Source organism: Bradyrhizobium sp. 35 (assembly GCF_023073215.1).
Classification (GTDB): Bacteria; Pseudomonadota; Alphaproteobacteria; order Rhizobiales; family Xanthobacteraceae; genus Bradyrhizobium; species Bradyrhizobium canariense_D.
Genome location: NZ_JADPJC010000113.1, coordinates 25,601 through 41,210 on the forward strand (window position 1 = coordinate 25,601; position 15,610 = coordinate 41,210).

Annotated in this window: 16 protein-coding genes and 1 tRNA gene; 10 read left to right on the forward strand and 7 right to left on the reverse strand. The window is 64.2% G+C overall.

What is annotated here, in order from left to right; all coding sequences use genetic code 11:
* Positions 1–123 precede the first annotated feature (123 nt).
* Both IVB36_RS23270 and IVB36_RS23275 read right to left on the reverse strand, forming a co-directional pair.
* Positions 124–375 carry a hypothetical protein gene (locus IVB36_RS23270; RefSeq protein WP_247393189.1) on the reverse strand — a complete coding sequence of 84 codons (252 nt, stop codon included), beginning with the start codon at positions 373–375 and terminating at the stop codon, positions 124–126.
* Between the two features lie 33 nt (positions 376–408).
* Positions 409–1,062 (reverse strand): hypothetical protein, encoded by a 654-nt coding sequence (locus IVB36_RS23275; protein ID WP_247393191.1) that lies wholly within the window; start codon positions 1,060–1,062, stop codon positions 409–411.
* Positions 1,063–1,675: 613 nt separating this feature from the next.
* Here IVB36_RS23275 and IVB36_RS23280 point away from each other — a divergent pair.
* Positions 1,676–1,888, forward strand: coding sequence for a hypothetical protein (locus IVB36_RS23280; protein ID WP_247393193.1), 213 nt, complete (start codon positions 1,676–1,678; stop codon positions 1,886–1,888).
* 272 nt (positions 1,889–2,160) lie between these two features.
* Here IVB36_RS23280 and IVB36_RS23285 read toward each other — a convergent pair whose 3' ends face one another.
* From IVB36_RS23285 to mnmA, 5 genes are all read right to left on the reverse strand, one after another.
* Positions 2,161–2,421, reverse strand: coding sequence for a hypothetical protein (locus tag IVB36_RS23285; RefSeq protein WP_247393200.1), 261 nt, complete (start codon positions 2,419–2,421; stop codon positions 2,161–2,163).
* 243 nt (positions 2,422–2,664) lie between these two features.
* Positions 2,665–2,741: transfer RNA gene (locus IVB36_RS23290), tRNA-Met, on the reverse strand.
* A gap of 308 nt (positions 2,742–3,049) precedes the next feature.
* Positions 3,050–3,406, reverse strand: coding sequence for a hypothetical protein (locus IVB36_RS23295; protein WP_063994841.1), 357 nt, complete (start codon positions 3,404–3,406; stop codon positions 3,050–3,052).
* A gap of 44 nt (positions 3,407–3,450) precedes the next feature.
* Positions 3,451–4,089 (reverse strand): class I SAM-dependent methyltransferase, encoded by a 639-nt coding sequence (locus tag IVB36_RS23300; RefSeq protein WP_018453892.1) that lies wholly within the window; start codon positions 4,087–4,089, stop codon positions 3,451–3,453.
* A gap of 78 nt (positions 4,090–4,167) precedes the next feature.
* Entirely contained in the window at positions 4,168–5,349 is a 1,182-nt protein-coding gene (gene mnmA, locus IVB36_RS23305) for a tRNA 2-thiouridine(34) synthase MnmA (RefSeq protein ID WP_027570436.1), read from the reverse strand.
* Between the two features lie 348 nt (positions 5,350–5,697).
* Between mnmA and IVB36_RS23310 the strand changes: the two genes are divergently transcribed.
* The 9 genes from IVB36_RS23310 to IVB36_RS23350 all read left to right on the forward strand — a co-directional run bounded on the left by IVB36_RS23310 (position 5,698) and on the right by IVB36_RS23350 (position 15,554).
* Entirely contained in the window at positions 5,698–7,341 is a 1,644-nt protein-coding gene (locus IVB36_RS23310; protein ID WP_247366673.1) for a flagellar hook-length control protein FliK, read from the forward strand.
* Positions 7,342–7,354: 13 nt separating this feature from the next.
* Positions 7,355–8,062: a flagellar hook capping FlgD N-terminal domain-containing protein gene (locus IVB36_RS23315; protein ID WP_018453889.1), complete on the forward strand. Its 708-nt coding sequence runs from the start codon at positions 7,355–7,357 to the stop codon at positions 8,060–8,062.
* A gap of 361 nt (positions 8,063–8,423) precedes the next feature.
* Positions 8,424–8,699: a DUF1153 domain-containing protein gene (locus tag IVB36_RS23320; protein ID WP_002714638.1), complete on the forward strand. Its 276-nt coding sequence runs from the start codon at positions 8,424–8,426 to the stop codon at positions 8,697–8,699.
* Between the two features lie 192 nt (positions 8,700–8,891).
* Positions 8,892–10,499, forward strand: coding sequence for a flagellar basal-body MS-ring/collar protein FliF (gene fliF, locus IVB36_RS23325; RefSeq protein ID WP_085349194.1), 1,608 nt, complete (start codon positions 8,892–8,894; stop codon positions 10,497–10,499).
* Between the two features lie 17 nt (positions 10,500–10,516).
* Positions 10,517–11,608 carry a flagellar motor switch protein FliG gene (gene fliG, locus IVB36_RS23330; RefSeq protein ID WP_018453886.1) on the forward strand — a complete coding sequence of 364 codons (1,092 nt, stop codon included), beginning with the start codon at positions 10,517–10,519 and terminating at the stop codon, positions 11,606–11,608.
* Positions 11,608–12,228, forward strand: a complete 621-nt coding sequence (locus tag IVB36_RS23335) for a FliH/SctL family protein (RefSeq protein WP_018453885.1) — start codon at positions 11,608–11,610, stop codon at positions 12,226–12,228. Before fliG ends, IVB36_RS23335 begins: the two co-directional genes overlap by 1 nt.
* 3 nt (positions 12,229–12,231) lie before the next feature.
* Positions 12,232–12,582, forward strand: a complete 351-nt coding sequence (gene fliN, locus IVB36_RS23340; RefSeq protein WP_007596160.1) for a flagellar motor switch protein FliN — start codon at positions 12,232–12,234, stop codon at positions 12,580–12,582.
* Positions 12,583–12,626: 44 nt separating this feature from the next.
* Entirely contained in the window at positions 12,627–14,012 is a 1,386-nt protein-coding gene (locus tag IVB36_RS23345; protein WP_247393210.1) for a sigma-54 dependent transcriptional regulator, read from the forward strand.
* A gap of 585 nt (positions 14,013–14,597) precedes the next feature.
* On the forward strand, positions 14,598–15,554 hold the full coding sequence (locus IVB36_RS23350) for a vanadium-dependent haloperoxidase (protein WP_247393212.1): 957 nt from the start codon (positions 14,598–14,600) through the stop codon (positions 15,552–15,554).
* Positions 15,555–15,610: the final 56 nt, after the last annotated feature.

The following is a 15,610-nucleotide window of genomic DNA, read 5'->3' on the forward strand; positions in this document are numbered from 1 at the left end:
GTCGCGCTCTGCAGCGACTATCCCTGCCCTGAGCTCGTTGATTTTCGCCTTGAAAACCGGATCGTCCACGCGACCCGCCGATGCCCCCATTTGCTTGCTGTGTTCGCGACTGGTTTCATAGCCCTATTCGCGAAACCGCTCGCGGCCCCACACGCACCATTGATAGTGGATCGCCACGGGCACGAAATAGTCTTCCGTTCTCACCGGCGGCAGCCCGTCGTTGAAATGCAGAAGCTTGTCCTGGCGCACGATGAGCCCGCAATCGATCAGCTTCTGAAGGGTCGCTTTCGAACAGCGCGGAATCTGGTTGATGGCGATGGCCTCGAAGGCGAGGGTCGCGGCTCTGGTCATGCCCTTGCAAGGATGATCGGTCATGTACTTTAAATCGTGGTTTCGATTTTCTGCTGCTCAGAAGTATTTCGCTCTCGCGCGATGCTTCTGTTCGAAGGCGACAACGCCGGGATCGCCCAGGCGCCGCTCCACTTCGGCATGGCGCAACGCCTTGCGGAGGCACTGGAGCACGAGGCCGTCCTCCTGGAGCCTCTCCGCAATCGCCATCGCGCAGTCGCCCTCCGGATAGTGGTCGACATTGCTGCTCTCGGCGACCTCGATGCACTCCAGCAACCATTCGATCAAAAAGCGTCCTGCGCAGTCCAACGCGAAATCAGGTACGGCGCCGCAGCGCGCGACCATCAAACGCTGGATCCGCTCGACGAGCTCCGCGTCGGAAATATTGGTCTCGATCCGTCCGTAGACGCTACCACCGCGTGCGAAGGCGCCTCCGTAGCGCGTCATCTCTATGTCGAGCCCGAGGTCGAGTTGTTCGTTGATGAAATCGCGGATGCCCGCCATGAAGATACGGACAATCTCGGTCCTGACGTCGGGATGGAAGATCGAGGCCGCGACGGCATCCACGAACGTGTCCGGATCGTAGGGATGGACGCACTTCGCCGCCGCCTCGAACGCCAACCGTTCGATCGCCGCATGGTATGCGCGCTCCCAGCCCGTGCCGTCGAACGCCATGTCGTAGAGCTCTTCCGCCTCGAAGTCCGAGTCCGTCACCGCCACCTCCCGAATATCCATTGGCGAATTATGCCGGCGCGCGGGGGCGAGACAACGAAAAACAAATTTAGTCAATTTGACAAAAATCTTTTGCTGTGGAGAACGGCCGCGATCTCGATTTCGCACCGCCTATAACAAGAACACAGAGTCGAGTCCGGGTTCGGGGGCATGGCTTTTCGTTTGGGGCAATGCCTCAAGGAGTTTGCCGACTTCCATGTTAACTACCTGCATCCCAGCAAGCGCCGTCGTGCCGGTCCAGGATGGGTCAATCGCTTGGCGAAGCGGAGACCATCGTCGCGCAGCTGTTTTAGGGTCTTATTCACGTGGACGGTAGACAAAGCCTTCACGCGCCTGCACTCCCGCGAAGGCATTAACCAATTGCTGCCGTGAGGCTTGAAGCCGTTTACAAGAAAACTTAAGTAGGTGGCTTCGGTTGTACGCATCTGCCATGTGTTTTCCGCGTTCCGCGCGGGTAGGTTTTGCTTTTTTCCGCGTTCGCGCGGGTCCGTTATCAACACCATTAGAACTCCGCGTCCAAGCTTTAGCTTGTATGAAACGGAGACTGCTGTGGTCACACAGAGTTCGGCAGTTCTATGGCTTTCGGAGAAGACGAATGAAGCGGAAGGGTTTGAAGCCAGTGGAAGTTGGTGAGTTTGTGCGGGAGTGGGTTGCGCCGGGCGGTGATGTCACCGGGCAAACCACGGACACAGAGCTCCAAGTCATCTGTGATGCCTATCTGAACCAGGCAAGGGAAGAGGGCTGCGCGGTCGATGGCTCGCTCATGGACGGGCTTGTCGAGCTGCGAGATTGGGTCCGCAGCCGCTGAATGCTTGAACCCGCCGTCACGGCGGGTTCTTTTTAAATTGCATCTGCTTCTTGGATCGACCGGGGTGTACGGTGGCTCGGCTTAAATGAGATGCGATGTAGCGCCCCGGCAACCAAGACGATATTCCCGATGCTTCGCGCCGCTGGTGTTCTCGAACGACACTGTAGATGGCGCACACGGGGTCGCAATAGCGAAGGAAGTTGTGGAAGAATCTCTTCCATCGATTCCCTGCTGGCTTCTTGGTATTAGCCGCGTCAGTGCGAGTTGTTCACCTACACGTTGGCGTTAACGGCGGTCATGGGGTGCTGAGCCCGAGCGGTCATCACGCCAGCCCACCGCTTCCGCAATTCCTCGTCGACGTAGCGCGGCTGCTGCTGGATCCCGTACGCATGCGCCGCCTCAATCCGGGCCTTGTAGTGGATGAGCACGCGGTGAGTGGTGACGACGAAGAGGACCGACTTACTCCACAGCGACGGCTGGTTGGTTAGCCAGCCCACCGCCCGCTGGGCGTGGTGGACGTCGCCGGCGCACACCGCGACGTCAAAGTCCAGGCCCCCCCGGAACGTCGTAGTCGTGCGGCCCGACCTCGCTGTCGATGTCGGCTGCGATGAAGACTTTCATGAGACGAACGATCGTGTGCGCTGCGGCAGAGAGGCAACGCTATTAAGCGGTGCGTCTGATCACGAAAGATAAGCGCCGAACGCTTGCTACGGATTTGCTACGGAGTTTTTCGCCGAAGGACCCATGGCCATAAGCGATTGACTTTATTGCATTTTTGGTAGCGGGAGAGGGACTCGAACCCCCGACCCCAGGATTATGATTCCCGTGCTCTAACCAGCTGAGCTACCCCGCCACAGGGTCGCGAGGGCCGAAACAAGCCGACCTCGCGAACGCGCGGCATATAAGGAAGGGGGCGGCGGGCTGTCAATCCGAGTTTGGCAAAGCTTCCACCTTCGCCAAGGCTTCCGCCTTCGCTAAAGCTTCGGCGGGACATGTCGGCGGGGGATTTGGGCCTTTTGGCGCTGAATCCGTCATGGCCGGGCTGGTCCCGGCCATCCCGGCCGGCCACAAGAACGTGGATGCCCGGGACGAGCCCGGGCATGACGACGAGATTGGGATGCGGAACAGGCTCCGCCTACGCCAAGGCTTCGGCGCGACGAGCTATTTCGGCCGCACCGTCGGGTCGCCGCCGGGGCTGCCGGGGGGCGGGATGACGGGCATGGCGCCGTTCGTGCTGGGCGCCGGGGCGTGCATCTCGGGATCGACGCCGGAGGGCGGGCAGAGCACGCCGTCCGATTTTGCCAATTTATCGCCGAGCGGTTCCCGGGACTGGCCGGTGGTGGTGCCGTCGGCCGAGCGGTTCGGGCGGTCCTGCGGCGTGCAATTGGTCGCATGCTGCGGGGATGGCGGCGCGGTCGCTTGCGGCGGCGTCGCCGGGGCGGGCGGAGCCTGCGCGATCGCGCTGCCGGAGGCGGCGATCAGGAGACTGGCCAGAATGATGTTTGATGTCGTGCGCATGGGAGGGAAACGCGCGGGTCAGCCCGCGTGTTCCGCACCCCCGATCACGATTTGAGGTAGCGGATCAGCGAAAAGTGGCCCATCGGCGGCATCGGGCGGCGCTCGGCCAGCGTAACGCCGCCGTGTTTTGCGGCCCAGTCGACCAGGCGCTGCCATGGAAATTCCGGGCGCCAGCCGAGGCGGCGGGCGAGCGGCGCAAACGCGAGCTCGGAGAGTTTGCGCAAACCTTTTTCGGCCCCGATGTGGTTGACCAGGATCAGCTCGCCGCCGGGCTTCAAGACGCGCATGAACTCGTCGAGCGTGCCTTCGGGATCGGGCACCGCGGTGATGACGTATTGTGCGACCACCGCGTCGAAGAAGTTTTCGGGGAAGGCGAGGTTCTTCGCGTCCATCACCGAGAGTACTTCGACATTGCTCAAGCGCATCGCGCGCACGCGCGATTGCGCCTTGCGCAGCATCGGCTCGGAGATGTCGACCCCGCAAATCTTCGTGGTGCGCGCATAGTCGGAGAGCGACAGCCCGGTGCCGACGCCGACGTCGAGGATGCGGCCGCCGATGCGATCGGCCTCGGCGATGGTCGACTGCCGGCCGGCGTCGAACACCTTGCCGAACACGAGATCATAGACCGGCGCCCAGCGGCCATAGGCCTTCTCGACCCCGGCCCGCGAGATGTCTGCTGCCATGCCCCCTGCCCTGCCTAGATTCTTATTTTGCGCATGATCTGTTCGGAAAACCGCTGCACACTTTTCCGGATCATGCGCTTAGCCGCGGACCGCTTCTGCGAGCGGCCTCGTCGTGCTGCTTGCGGCCTTCGCGGCGGCGCTTTGAATGAAGCCGCCGCCGAGCACGCGGGCCTGGCCGCCAGGTGCGTCGTAGAACACGCAGGCCTGTCCCGGCGAAACGCCCTCTTCGCCGGCGACGAGCTCGACCTCGTAATGGCCGTTCGCGCCGCGCAGCCACGCCGGCTGGGGCGCGCGGGTCGAGCGCACGCGCACGAACATTTCGAGGCCATTGCCGATGGCGCGGTCGATGTCGCCATCGCCGATCCAGTTGACGTCGCGCAACACGATGCGGTGCATCTTCAGCGCCTCGCGCGGGCCGACGACGACGCGGCGGTTGGCGGCCTCCAGCCGCACCACGAACAGCGGCGCGGCGGCTGCGATGCCGAGGCCGCGGCGCTGGCCGATGGTGAAATTGGCGATGCCGTTGTGCCGGCCGAGCACGCGGCCGTCGAGATCGACGATGTCGCCGGGGTCCATCGCGTTCGGCCGCAGGCGGGTGATGATGTCGGTGTAGCGCCCGGTCGGCACGAAGCAGATGTCCTGGCTGTCGTGCTTGTCGGCGACGGCAAGACCGAAGCGCCGCGCCAGCTCGCGCGTCTCGGGCTTGGTCATGTCGCCGAGCGGAAAGCGCAGATAATCGAGCTGCTCCTGCGTGGTCGCGAACAGGAAGTAGCTCTGGTCGCGATCGGCGTCGGCGGCACACACCAGCGCGCGCGAGCCGTCGGCGCGGCGGCGCGAGGCGACGTAATGACCGGTGGCGAGCGCGGTGGCGCCGAGTTCGCGCGCGGTCTTCAAGAGGTCGCGGAACTTGACCGAGCGGTTGCACTCGATGCACGGCACCGGCGTCTCGCCGAGCGCGTAGCTGTCGGCGAAATTGTCGATGACGGATTCGCGAAAGCGATCCTCGTAGTCGAGCACGTAATGGGGAATGCCGAGCTTGGCGGCGACGTCGCGGGCGTCGTGGATGTCCTGGCCGGCGCAGCAGGCGCCCTTGCGATGGGTCGCCGCACCATGGTCATAGAGCTGCAGCGTGATGCCGACAACGTCGTAGCCTTCCGCCTTCAAAAGCGCAGCCGTCGTCGATGAATCGACGCCGCCTGACATGGCAACGACGACCCTGGTATCCTCAGGACGGCCTTCGAGATCCAGACTGTTGAGCATGGGCCTTAAAGCGTTGTGGACGGCGGCGCTGGGCGATCCGCTGGGTGCTTCCGGCGGGACAAAGGCAATCCCCGGGAACCGAGAGTTCCCGAAGGGCGCGGCCTGCCCGGTCGAAAGCGGTTGAGAGCTCTCTCTTTAATATAGGCGGCCTTCCGGTGAAGCAATCACGGACCCCGCAAGGTTTACGGCAATTCTTGCCGGGGAGGCAGAAATGGCGGGGCTTTGGGAGGCTCCGCGGCGGGGCGCGAATTCGTCAACGCATTGATTTGATTGGATAAAATTCCTACCCACAAGGGTGGCCCGCTCCTTGCTACCTCTCATGGCGAAGATGTTTCCAAGGGGTTGCCTGTGGTCGGTCGAACGTCAGATGTCGTGGCAAGCGTGCAAGTCCCAAGCGCGCAGCAAAAGCCTGCCCGGTCGCAAGCGCCGAAAGACAGGTCCAACGACTCCTTTGGCTCGCTGGTGGACAGCAACACCCAGGCGATCAGCGACAGCGCGGCGTCCTCCGTGCAGGACTCCCCGCGCCGCACCGATTCCTCGTCCTCCGCCTCCGACAAGAGCCCGCGCGATCGCTCAGCGAGCGACCAGTCCTCGCAGAGCAAGGCCAGCGACGACGCCAACAATTCCGCGCCCGCCAAAAACGACATCAAGAACGACGCCAAGAGCGACGCCAAGAACGACTCGACGGCTGATGCGGCCAAGGCTGATAGCAAGACCAAGGACAAGCCGGAGGCGTCCGACGCCAAATCGGCCGACAAATCTGCGGACAAATCCGACGAGACCAATGCGGACAAGGCCGGCGGCATCGATGGCCTCGCCGCCGCCGTCGATACCGCCGCCGCCGCGCAAGTCGACGCGACGCAGGCCGCCGTACCCGATCCGAATGCACTCGTGGTCGCCGTGCCGGTCGATTCCAACGCGGCTGCAAACCAAGCCGCCGGCTCCGCCTCCTCGCCGCTGACGATTGCCGCCGCCGGCATCGCCGCCAGCGCATCCATCGCAGCGCAGATCGCCGGCACCAAGACCGATACCGCGACGCCGGGCGACAAGAGCGCCAAGACCGCAAGCGCCAAGGTCGATGCCGACACCTCGGCAGTGCTGGCCGATGCCGCGACCGGGACCACCGATTCGACCGCGGCCGATGCCAAGACCAATGGCGGCCTGATCGCCGCCGTCGACCAGGGCACGCCAAAAACCTCGTTCAAGGCCGCAGTCACTGCGCAAGGCGCGAGCGACGTTTCCAATATCGGCCAGGACACCGGCAAGGCCAACGCCGCGCAGACCTCGGCGACGGCAGCGTCCGCCACCGCGGCGCATCCGCACGCCGACAAGCCGCCGATCGACGCGAACGCGGGCGACACCAAGGCTGGGACTTCCGACCGCACCGCCGATGCGGCACCGGCGACTGCGACACCGCATCCCCATGCGGGCACGCAGGCCGCTGTCCCCACCACCGACACCGGCGCGCAGGCGGCCTCCGCCGTGCAGGCGTCACTGACCAATACGACTTCGGCCGCGACCGCATCGACCGCGACGCTCACGGCGACCGCAGCCACCAATACGGCCATTCCGATCACCGGCGTGCCGATCGAAATTGCCGCCGCCGCACGCGCGGGCAAGACCCGGTTCGACATCAGCCTCGATCCGCTCGACCTCGGCCGCATCGACGTCCGCATCAATGTCGACCGCAACGGACAGGTCACCTCGCATCTCACCGTCGAGAAGCCGGAGACGCTGCAGATGCTGCGGCAAGACGCTCCCCAATTGCAGCGCGCGCTCGACGATGCCGGCCTGAAGACCGGCAGCAACGGGCTGTCCTTCAGTCTGCGCGACCAGAATTCATCGGGCCAGAACTCCGGCCAGAACAACGACAATGGCGGCAATGCCCGCCGGCTGATCGTCAGCGACGAGGACGCAGTTCCCGCGGCCCCGGTCGGGCGCAGCTACGGCCGCATGCTCGGATCGAGCAGCGGCGTCGACATCAGAGTGTGAGGAGTATTCGATCATGACCACCACGAATGCCGCCACCGCCCCTTCCGTCGTCTCGGGCACGACCGACCTGCCGAAATCCTCGTCGAACCCAAGCCTGGGCTCGACCACCGGCGCGACGCTCGCCGGCAACTTCCAGACCTTCCTGACGCTGCTGACGACGCAGCTACAGAACCAGAACCCGCTCGATCCGCTCGACACCAACCAGTTCACCCAGCAGCTGGTGCAGTTCGCCGGGGTCGAGCAGCAGCTCAAGACCAACGACTCGCTGTCCCAGCTCGTCACCCTGCAGCAGACCACGCAGGCGACCCAGGCGCTGGGCTTCGTCGGCAAGACCGCCCTGGTCGACGGCACCACCGGGACCATGACGAATTCGTCGGCGACCTGGCATCTCAACGTGCCGAGCGACGCCACGGTCGACATCACCATCGCCAATGCCAGCGGCCAGACCGTGTTCACCGGCAAATACACCGCCGGCGCCGGCACCGACGTTCCGTTCACCTGGAACGGCCAGGGCAATGACGGCACGCAATGGCCCGACGGCAAGTACACGATCTCGGCCACGGGCAAGGATGTCGCCAACAACAATGTCGGCATCGCTGCGCAGGTGCAGGGCACGGTGTCATCCGTCGACCTGACCCAGTCGCCGCCGCTGCTGACCATCGACGGCGCCAGCTACACGCTGAGCCAGGTCAAGAGCATCATCGCGACGGCCAGCAATTAAAGGCGAAATGCCCCTGGATAACGGTGTCGTCCTGGCGAAGCCAGACCCATTGCCACCGAAAGTCGCTTTGGTTCGTAACCCCGAGTCGTCGTAGCGACTCCTCCCTGGGGTAATGGGTCCTGGCTTTCGCCAGGACGACAATTGGGGTCTTGCAGCGCCGCGCGCAGGCCTCGTTCGTTAGTAAAGTATTTACGAACACCCCCTTCGGCCCGCCTGGACGCACCGTCCCGCCGGCCGAGTCGGCTGCGTTCCAGCCATTTTCAACGAGAATTGTATTGAAGCCTTAGGCTTAGCGGATTTTTAAGCCGGCGCGCGTAGGGTTCCTGAGTGAGTTCAGTGGTTGAGAGTTTGTGAGTACGCCATGACAGAACCCCATCGCCCGAGGGTAAAATACGTCATCGGGCCGGACGGTAGTCCGTTGACGATTGCGGATCTGCCTGCACCCGGCACCAAACGCTGGGTCATCCGCCGCAAGGCCGAGGTCGTCGCCGCAGTTCGTGGCGGTCTTCTCTCCCTCGAGGAGGCCTGCAGCCGTTACACGCTGACGGTTGACGAATTCCTCTCCTGGCAGTTTTCGATCGACCAGCATGGTCTGGCGGGACTTCGCACCACCCGTATCCAACAATATCGCCAGTAGGCAATCCGGAAATCTGCGGCTTTTGACGAAAATCGGCCTCGTCTTGCGAGGCCGATTTTTTTCATGCTTCGTTTTGGCGCGACTTTTGTCGCAGCTCTTAACCTTCGTTAACCATATCGAAACCATCACCTAGGCAATAATTGCCCAGTCGGCCTTTCCTGTGAAAGCAGCCGAATCTGTCGGGGCGGTTGCTTGCAAGGTCTTGCGGACTTTCTGAAGGGTATCGGAGCCGCCCGGTTCGGGGCGATGATCGCGGTCACCGCCGCGCTCGTCGGCTTTTTCGCGTTCGTCATCATGCGCGTCACCACGCCGCAGATGACGACGCTGTTCACCGACCTCAGCGTCGAGGACTCCTCGGGCATCATCAAGGACCTGGAGCGTCAGGGCATCCAGTTCGAGCTGCGCAACGAGGGCACCATCATCATGGTGCCCAAGGACAAGGTCACCCGGCTGCGGATGAAGCTCGCCGAGGGCGGCCTGCCCAAGGGCGGCGGCGTCGGCTACGAGGTGTTCGACAAGTCGGATGCGCTCGGCACCACCTCTTTCGTCCAGAACATCAACCATCTCCGCGCGCTGGAAGGCGAGCTCGCCCGCACCATCCGCGCCATCGACCGCATCCAGGCCGCCCGCGTCCATCTGGTGCTGCCCGAGCGCCCGCTGTTCTCGCGCGAGGCGCCGGAGCCGTCGGCCTCGATCGTGGTGCGGGTCCGCGGCGCGCTGGAAGCCCAGCAGATCCGCGCCATCCGCCACCTCGTCGCCTCGGCCGTGAACGGGCTGAAGCCGCAGCGGGTCTCGATCGTCGACGAGACCGGGCAGCTGCTCGCCGACGGCGCCCAGACCGATCCGGACCAGCAGATCGGCGACGAGCGCCGCACCGCCTTCGAGAAGCGGATGCGCAAGCAGGTCGAGGACATCGTCTCCTCCGTGGTGGGGACGGGACGCGCCCGGGTCCAGCTCTCCGCCGATTTCGACTTCAACAAGGTCACCCAGACCTCGGACAAGTACGATCCCGAAGGCCGCGTGCTGCGCTCGAGCCAGACCCGCGAAGAGCAGAGCATGACCGCCGACAACAACGGCCAGGTCACCGTCAACAACGAATTGCCGGGCAACCAGCAGAACGGCGGCGTTGCGGCCAAGGACCAGAGCAAGAAGAGCGAAGAGACCAACAATTACGAGATCTCCCGCACCACCAAGACCGAGGTGACCGAGGCCGGCCGGGTCAACCGCATCTCGGTCGCGGTGCTGGTCGACGGCATCTACTCCAAGAACGAGAAGGGCGATCTGGCCTACCAGGACCGCACCAAGGAGCAGCTCGACCGCATCGCCACGCTGGTGCGCTCGGCGATCGGCTTCGACCAGAAGCGCGGCGATCAGGTCGAGGTGGTCAATCTGCGCTTTGCCGATGCCCCCTCCACCCCCCCGATCGCCGAGCCGAGCGGCTTACTCGGCATGCTCCAGTTCACCAAGGACGACGTCATGTACTTCGTCGAGCTCGGCGTGATGATGCTGCTCGGCCTGGTCGTGCTGTTCCTGGTGGTCCGGCCGCTGGTCAAGCGCATCCTGGCATCCGACGAAGTCGCAGCCGCCATCTCCGGCGCCCTCACCGGTCCGGCGAGCGACGAGGCCGCGCCTGCCAGCCAGGCGCTCTTGCCGAGCGGCGCCGCGAGCGCGATCGACGTCGCCACGGTCCAGGGCCAGGTCCATGCCCAATCCGTCCATCGCGTCGGCGAACTCGCCGAGCGCAATCCCAACGAGACCGTCGCCATCATCCGCCAATGGCTGACCGAACCCACGAAATAATCGAGAAGTGATCTGATATGGCCGCCGCCCTGCAAAACGCCAATTCCAACGACATCACCAGCGTGATCTCCACGCTCGGTCAGCGTGCGGGCAGCCGCGGAGGCGCGAAGACCGAAGCGGTGGCGGGGCCGAAGCGCGCCGCGATCCTGATGCTGGCGCTCGGCGAGCAATATGGCGGCAAGATCTGGTCGCTGCTCGACGACGACGAGGTGCGCCAGCTCTCCCTGGAAATGTCGACGCTCGGCACTGTCGAGGTCGACACCGTGGAGGACATGCTGCTCGAATTCGTCTCGCGGATGTCGGCCTCCGGCGCGCTGATGGGCAATTTCGACGCCACCGAACGGCTGCTCCAGCAATACCTGGCCCCCGAGCGCGTCAACGGCATCATGGACGAAATCCGCGGCCCCGCCGGCCGCAACATGTGGGAGAAGCTCTCCAACGTGCAGGAAGAGGTGCTCGCCAACTATCTCAAGAACGAATATCCGCAGACCATCGCGGTGGTGCTGTCGAAGCTGAAGCCGGAACACGCCGCGCGCGTGCTCGGCATCTTCCCGGAGGACCTGGCGCTCGACGTCGTCAACCGCATGCTGAAGATGGAGGCGGTGCAGAAGGAGGTGATCGAGAGCGTGGAGAAGACGCTGCGCACCGAATTCATGTCCAATTTGTCACAGACCCGCCGACGCGACGCCCACGAGGTGATGGCGGAAATCTTCAACAATTTCGACCGCCAGACCGAAACGCGCTTCATCACCTCGCTGGAAGAGGACAACCGCGAATCGGCCGAGCGGATCAAGGCGCTGATGTTTACCTTCGACGACCTCGTGAAGCTGGATTCCGGCTCCGCCCAGACCCTGATGCGCAACGTCGACAAGGACAAGCTCGGCGTCGCGCTCAAGAGCGCCAACGAGGACGTCCGCAACTTCTTCTTCGGCAACATGTCCTCGCGTGCGGCAAAAATGCTCCAGGACGACATGGCGGCGATGGGCCCGGTCCGCCTGCGCGACGTCGACGAGGCTCAGGCGCTGCTGGTCAACCTCGCCAAGGATCTCGCCGCCAAGGGCGAGATCATGCTGACCAAGAACCGCGCCGACGACGAGCTGGTGTATTGATGGCCGCTCCGGCAAAATTCCTGTTCGACAACGACTTTGCAGCGCCCGACCGGACGCGCGAGAAGGCCGCCACCGCGGCCGAGATCGCCCAGAAGGTCGCGGAAGCCGAGGCGCGCGCCTATCAGGACGGCTTCGCCGCCGGCCAGCGCGAGGCCAAGGCCGAGAGCGACCGCCGTGTCGCGCTCGCCATGGAAGAGATCAACATCGCCATCCGCGGCATCGCTTCGGGCATCGGCAACATCGAATCCAAGATGGAAACCGAGGCGGTCGACGTCGCGGTCGCGGTGGCGCGCAAGCTGTGCGCCGATCTGGTCGCCGCCGAGCCGCTCGGCGAGATCGTCGCGCTGGTCAAGGACTGCTTCTCGCATCTGGTCGCGACGCCGCATCTCGTCGTCCGCATCAACGACGCGCTCTACGATTCCGCGCGCGAGAACATCGAGCGCCTGGCTAGGCAGAACGGCTTCGAAGGCCGGCTGGTGATTCTGGCCGAACCCGAGATTGCCACCGGCGACTGCCGGATCGAATGGGCCGATGGCGGCGTCGTGCTGGAGCGCGCCGCCATCACGGCCAAGATCGACGAAATGGTGGGACGCTATGTTGCGTCCCGCAGGGGGAGTTAAGCCATGAGCGACACTGACGGACAGGTCCCGCTGCCTGATCTCAACGGCCCGATGCCGCCTACCGGCACCGACGTCGGCTACAACGAGGACGAATACGCGACGCGCGCCGCCGCCGACCTCGAGGCCGTGTTCGACGTTCCGGTGCAGGTCTCGGCCGTGCTCGGCCGCTCCAAGATGGACGTCAGCGAGCTGTTGAAGCTCGGACCCGGGACCGTGCTCGAGCTCGACCGGCGCGTCGGCGAGGCCATCGACATCTATGTCAACAACAAGCTGGTCGCCCGCGGCGAAGTGGTCCTGGTCGAGGACAAGCTCGGCGTGACCATGACCGAAATCATCAAGACTGAACGCGCCTAAAGCGACGACGCGCGGCAGCGCGTCCAGACGGACAGGAGACTGATATGCGGCTTCTCATCGTTGGCACATTGAAGGGCCAGCTCACCACCGCCACCAAGATCGCGATGGCGAACGGCGCCACCGTGACCCACGCCGAGGATAACGAACAGGCAATGCGCGTGCTGCGCGGCGGCAAGGGTGCCGACCTGCTGCTGGTCGACGTCGCCCTCGACATCCGCGATCTCGTGATGCGGCTCGAGGCCGAGCACATCCACGCGCCGATCGTCGCCTGCGGCATCACCAACGACGCCCGCGCCGCGGTCGCCGCGATCCACGCCGGCGCCAAGGAATACATCCCGCTGCCGCCGGACCCGGAACTGATCGCGGCGGTGCTGGCTGCCGTCGCCAACGATTCCCGCGAGCTGGTCTATCGCGACGAGGCGATGGCCAAGGTGATCAAGCTCGCCCAGCAGATCGCAGGCTCGGACGCTTCGGTGATGATCACCGGCGAATCCGGGACAGGCAAGGAAGTGCTGGCTCGCTACGTCCACACCCGCTCGGCCCGCGCCAAGCGCCCGTTCATCTCGATCAACTGCGCCGCGATCCCCGAGCATCTGCTGGAGTCCGAGCTGTTCGGCCACGAGAAGGGTTCCTTCACCGGCGCGATCGCCCGCCGCATCGGCAAGTTCGAGGAGGCAACCGGCGGCACGCTGCTGCTCGACGAAATCTCGGAGATGGACGTCCGCCTGCAATCGAAACTGCTCCGCGCCATCCAGGAGCGCGTGATCGACCGTGTCGGCGGCACCAAGCCCGTCCCGGTGGACATCCGCATCATCGCGACCTCGAACCGCAACCTGGTGGACGCGGTGCGCGAGGGCACGTTCCGCGAGGACCTCTTGTTCCGGCTCAACGTCGTGAACCTGAAGATCCCGCCGCTGCGCGAGCGTCCCGCCGACATTCTCGAGCTCGCCCAGCACTTCGTGAAGAAATACGCCGAAGCCAATGGCGTGCCGATGCGCCCGATCTCGGCGGAAGCGCGCCGGGTGCTGTCCACCAACCGCTGGCAGGGCAACGTCCGCGAACTCGAAAACACCATGCACCGGTCAGTCCTGATGGCGCAGGGCGACGAGATCGGCGCCGATGCGATCCTCACGCCCGACGGCGACCGCCTCGACCTCGCCAAAACCGTGCCGGCCGTGGCCCATGCCACCATGGCCGCCGAGCAGGTGACGCGGGCCCTGGTTGGCCGCACCGTCGCCGACGTCGAGCGTGACCTGATCCTGGAGACGCTGAAGCACTGCCTCGGCAACCGGACCCATGCCGCCAATATCCTGGGCATCTCGATCCGTACGCTGCGCAACAAGCTCAACGAATATTCCGACGGCGGCATTCCGATCACGCCAGCGGGAACGCCGGGTGAATATCCACGCATGCCGATGGTGGGGGCGTAGGCGCTCTACGCTGACTGAGAGAAACGAATGCCCGGGCTGGTCCCGGGCATTTTTCTTTGAGAAGAACGCAAAGCAGTCACCACAATCCGTGGCTTCCGGCGAAAGTCAGGATCCATTACTCAGTGCGAACGGTAAGCCACGCCGACCCATTCGGAGCTACTCTTCCGCCGCGTGAAGCAGTTCACAATCAAACCACAACAAGATGGTTAAAGTCCTCGAGCCGCGCGACGTGATGTCGGGCAGAGCCGCATTGGTCTCGCGAAACGTCCTTTACATCGAAAGGGCATCCCATGAAGAACTCGTCGTGGACCATCTTCCGCCTCTCATTGATTGTAACGCTGCTCGCAGCGTCGGCGCCGCTTGCGCGCGCCGACGTGATCATGGATTGGAATGCAAAGGCCGACGCGATCGCCACTGAAAAGCAAATCCTTCCAGCGCCCCACAGCCGTGCCTTGTCTATGATGCACGTCGCGATGTTCGAGGCGGTCAACGCGATCGATCGCCGGTACGCGCCTTACAAGCTTGCCCTATCCGCGGATCGTTCGACGTCGCGGGGAAGCTGCGGCCGCAGTTGCGGCTCACGACGTGCTGCTGTCGCTCTATCCGGACCTCAAGCCGGAGCTGGATGCGGCGCTGACGAGTTCTCTGGTGCCGATCGCCGACGGCGAGTCCAAGATCGCGGGCATCGGCCTCGGCAAGGAGGCCGCGATGCAGATCATCGCGCTTCGTGAGAACGATGGCAGCGCCGCCCTTGAAACTTACCGGCCCCTGACAACGGCGGGTGCCTACGTTCCGACGACCGTCCCGCTGTTCTCGATCGCGGGCGCGACGACGCCCTGGGTCATGACGTCCGGATCTCAGTATCGCCCCGGCCCGCCGCCGGCGCTCGGTTCAGAGCTGTGGACCCGGGACGTCAACGAAATCCGCGAGGTCGGCAGCCGAACAAGTGTGATCCGGACGCCCGAGCAAACCACGGTCGGTCGATTTTGGTTCTTTGTCGGTGCCCGCACCTACAATCCGATCGTGAGGCAGGCGGCAACGGCCAAGGGCATGGATCTCGTCGACTGCGCCCGGCTGTACGCGCTGACCTCAATTGCCGGCAACGACGCCTTCGTCGCCGTTTTCGACGCGAAGTACCACTACAATTTCTGGCGGCCGATCACGGCCATACGCAACGCCGACCTGACATCGAACGCAGCGACGCCTCGCGACGCATCCTGGCTGCCGCTGGGGGACACGCCGATGCATCCGGAATATCCCTGTGCTCACTGCATTACGTCGGCAGCGATTTCGACCGTGCTCCAGACCATCGTTGGAGATTTCGGCGAGTTCTCGGTGACCAGCCCCACGGCACCAGGCGTCACCCGCAAATGGACGCGGCTCCAGGACTATAGCGACGAAGTCTCCAACGCCCGTATCTGGGCCGGCTTTCACTATCGGTTCTCGACCGAGATCGGCAAGGAGATGGGCCGGAAGATCGGCGCGCTGACCGTCGCCACGCAGCTTCGCGGCGTGGAAGCGATGGCGGAGCCGAGGCGTTAGCCGGTTGCCACACGCTCAACTTCGTTCTGGCGAAAGCCGGGACGACGTGGAAGGCA

Excerpts from the sequence above, each read along its gene's own strand:
- IVB36_RS23270 (WP_247393189.1), bottom strand. The coding sequence starts at position 375 with ATGACCGATCATCCTTGCAAGGGCATGACCAGAGCCGCGACCCTCGCC.
- IVB36_RS23280 (WP_247393193.1), top strand. The coding sequence starts at position 1,676 with ATGAAGCGGAAGGGTTTGAAGCCAGTGGAAGTTGGTGAGTTTGTGCGG.
- IVB36_RS23295 (WP_063994841.1), bottom strand. The coding sequence starts at position 3,406 with ATGCGCACGACATCAAACATCATTCTGGCCAGTCTCCTGATCGCCGCC.
- IVB36_RS23300 (WP_018453892.1), bottom strand. The coding sequence starts at position 4,089 with ATGGCAGCAGACATCTCGCGGGCCGGGGTCGAGAAGGCCTATGGCCGC.
- mnmA (WP_027570436.1), bottom strand. The coding sequence starts at position 5,349 with ATGCTCAACAGTCTGGATCTCGAAGGCCGTCCTGAGGATACCAGGGTC.
- IVB36_RS23315 (WP_018453889.1), top strand. The coding sequence starts at position 7,355 with ATGACCACCACGAATGCCGCCACCGCCCCTTCCGTCGTCTCGGGCACG.
- IVB36_RS23320 (WP_002714638.1), top strand. The coding sequence starts at position 8,424 with ATGACAGAACCCCATCGCCCGAGGGTAAAATACGTCATCGGGCCGGAC.
- fliG (WP_018453886.1), top strand. The coding sequence starts at position 10,517 with ATGGCCGCCGCCCTGCAAAACGCCAATTCCAACGACATCACCAGCGTG.
- IVB36_RS23335 (WP_018453885.1), top strand. The coding sequence starts at position 11,608 with ATGGCCGCTCCGGCAAAATTCCTGTTCGACAACGACTTTGCAGCGCCC.
- fliN (WP_007596160.1), top strand. The coding sequence starts at position 12,232 with ATGAGCGACACTGACGGACAGGTCCCGCTGCCTGATCTCAACGGCCCG.
- IVB36_RS23345 (WP_247393210.1), top strand. The coding sequence starts at position 12,627 with ATGCGGCTTCTCATCGTTGGCACATTGAAGGGCCAGCTCACCACCGCC.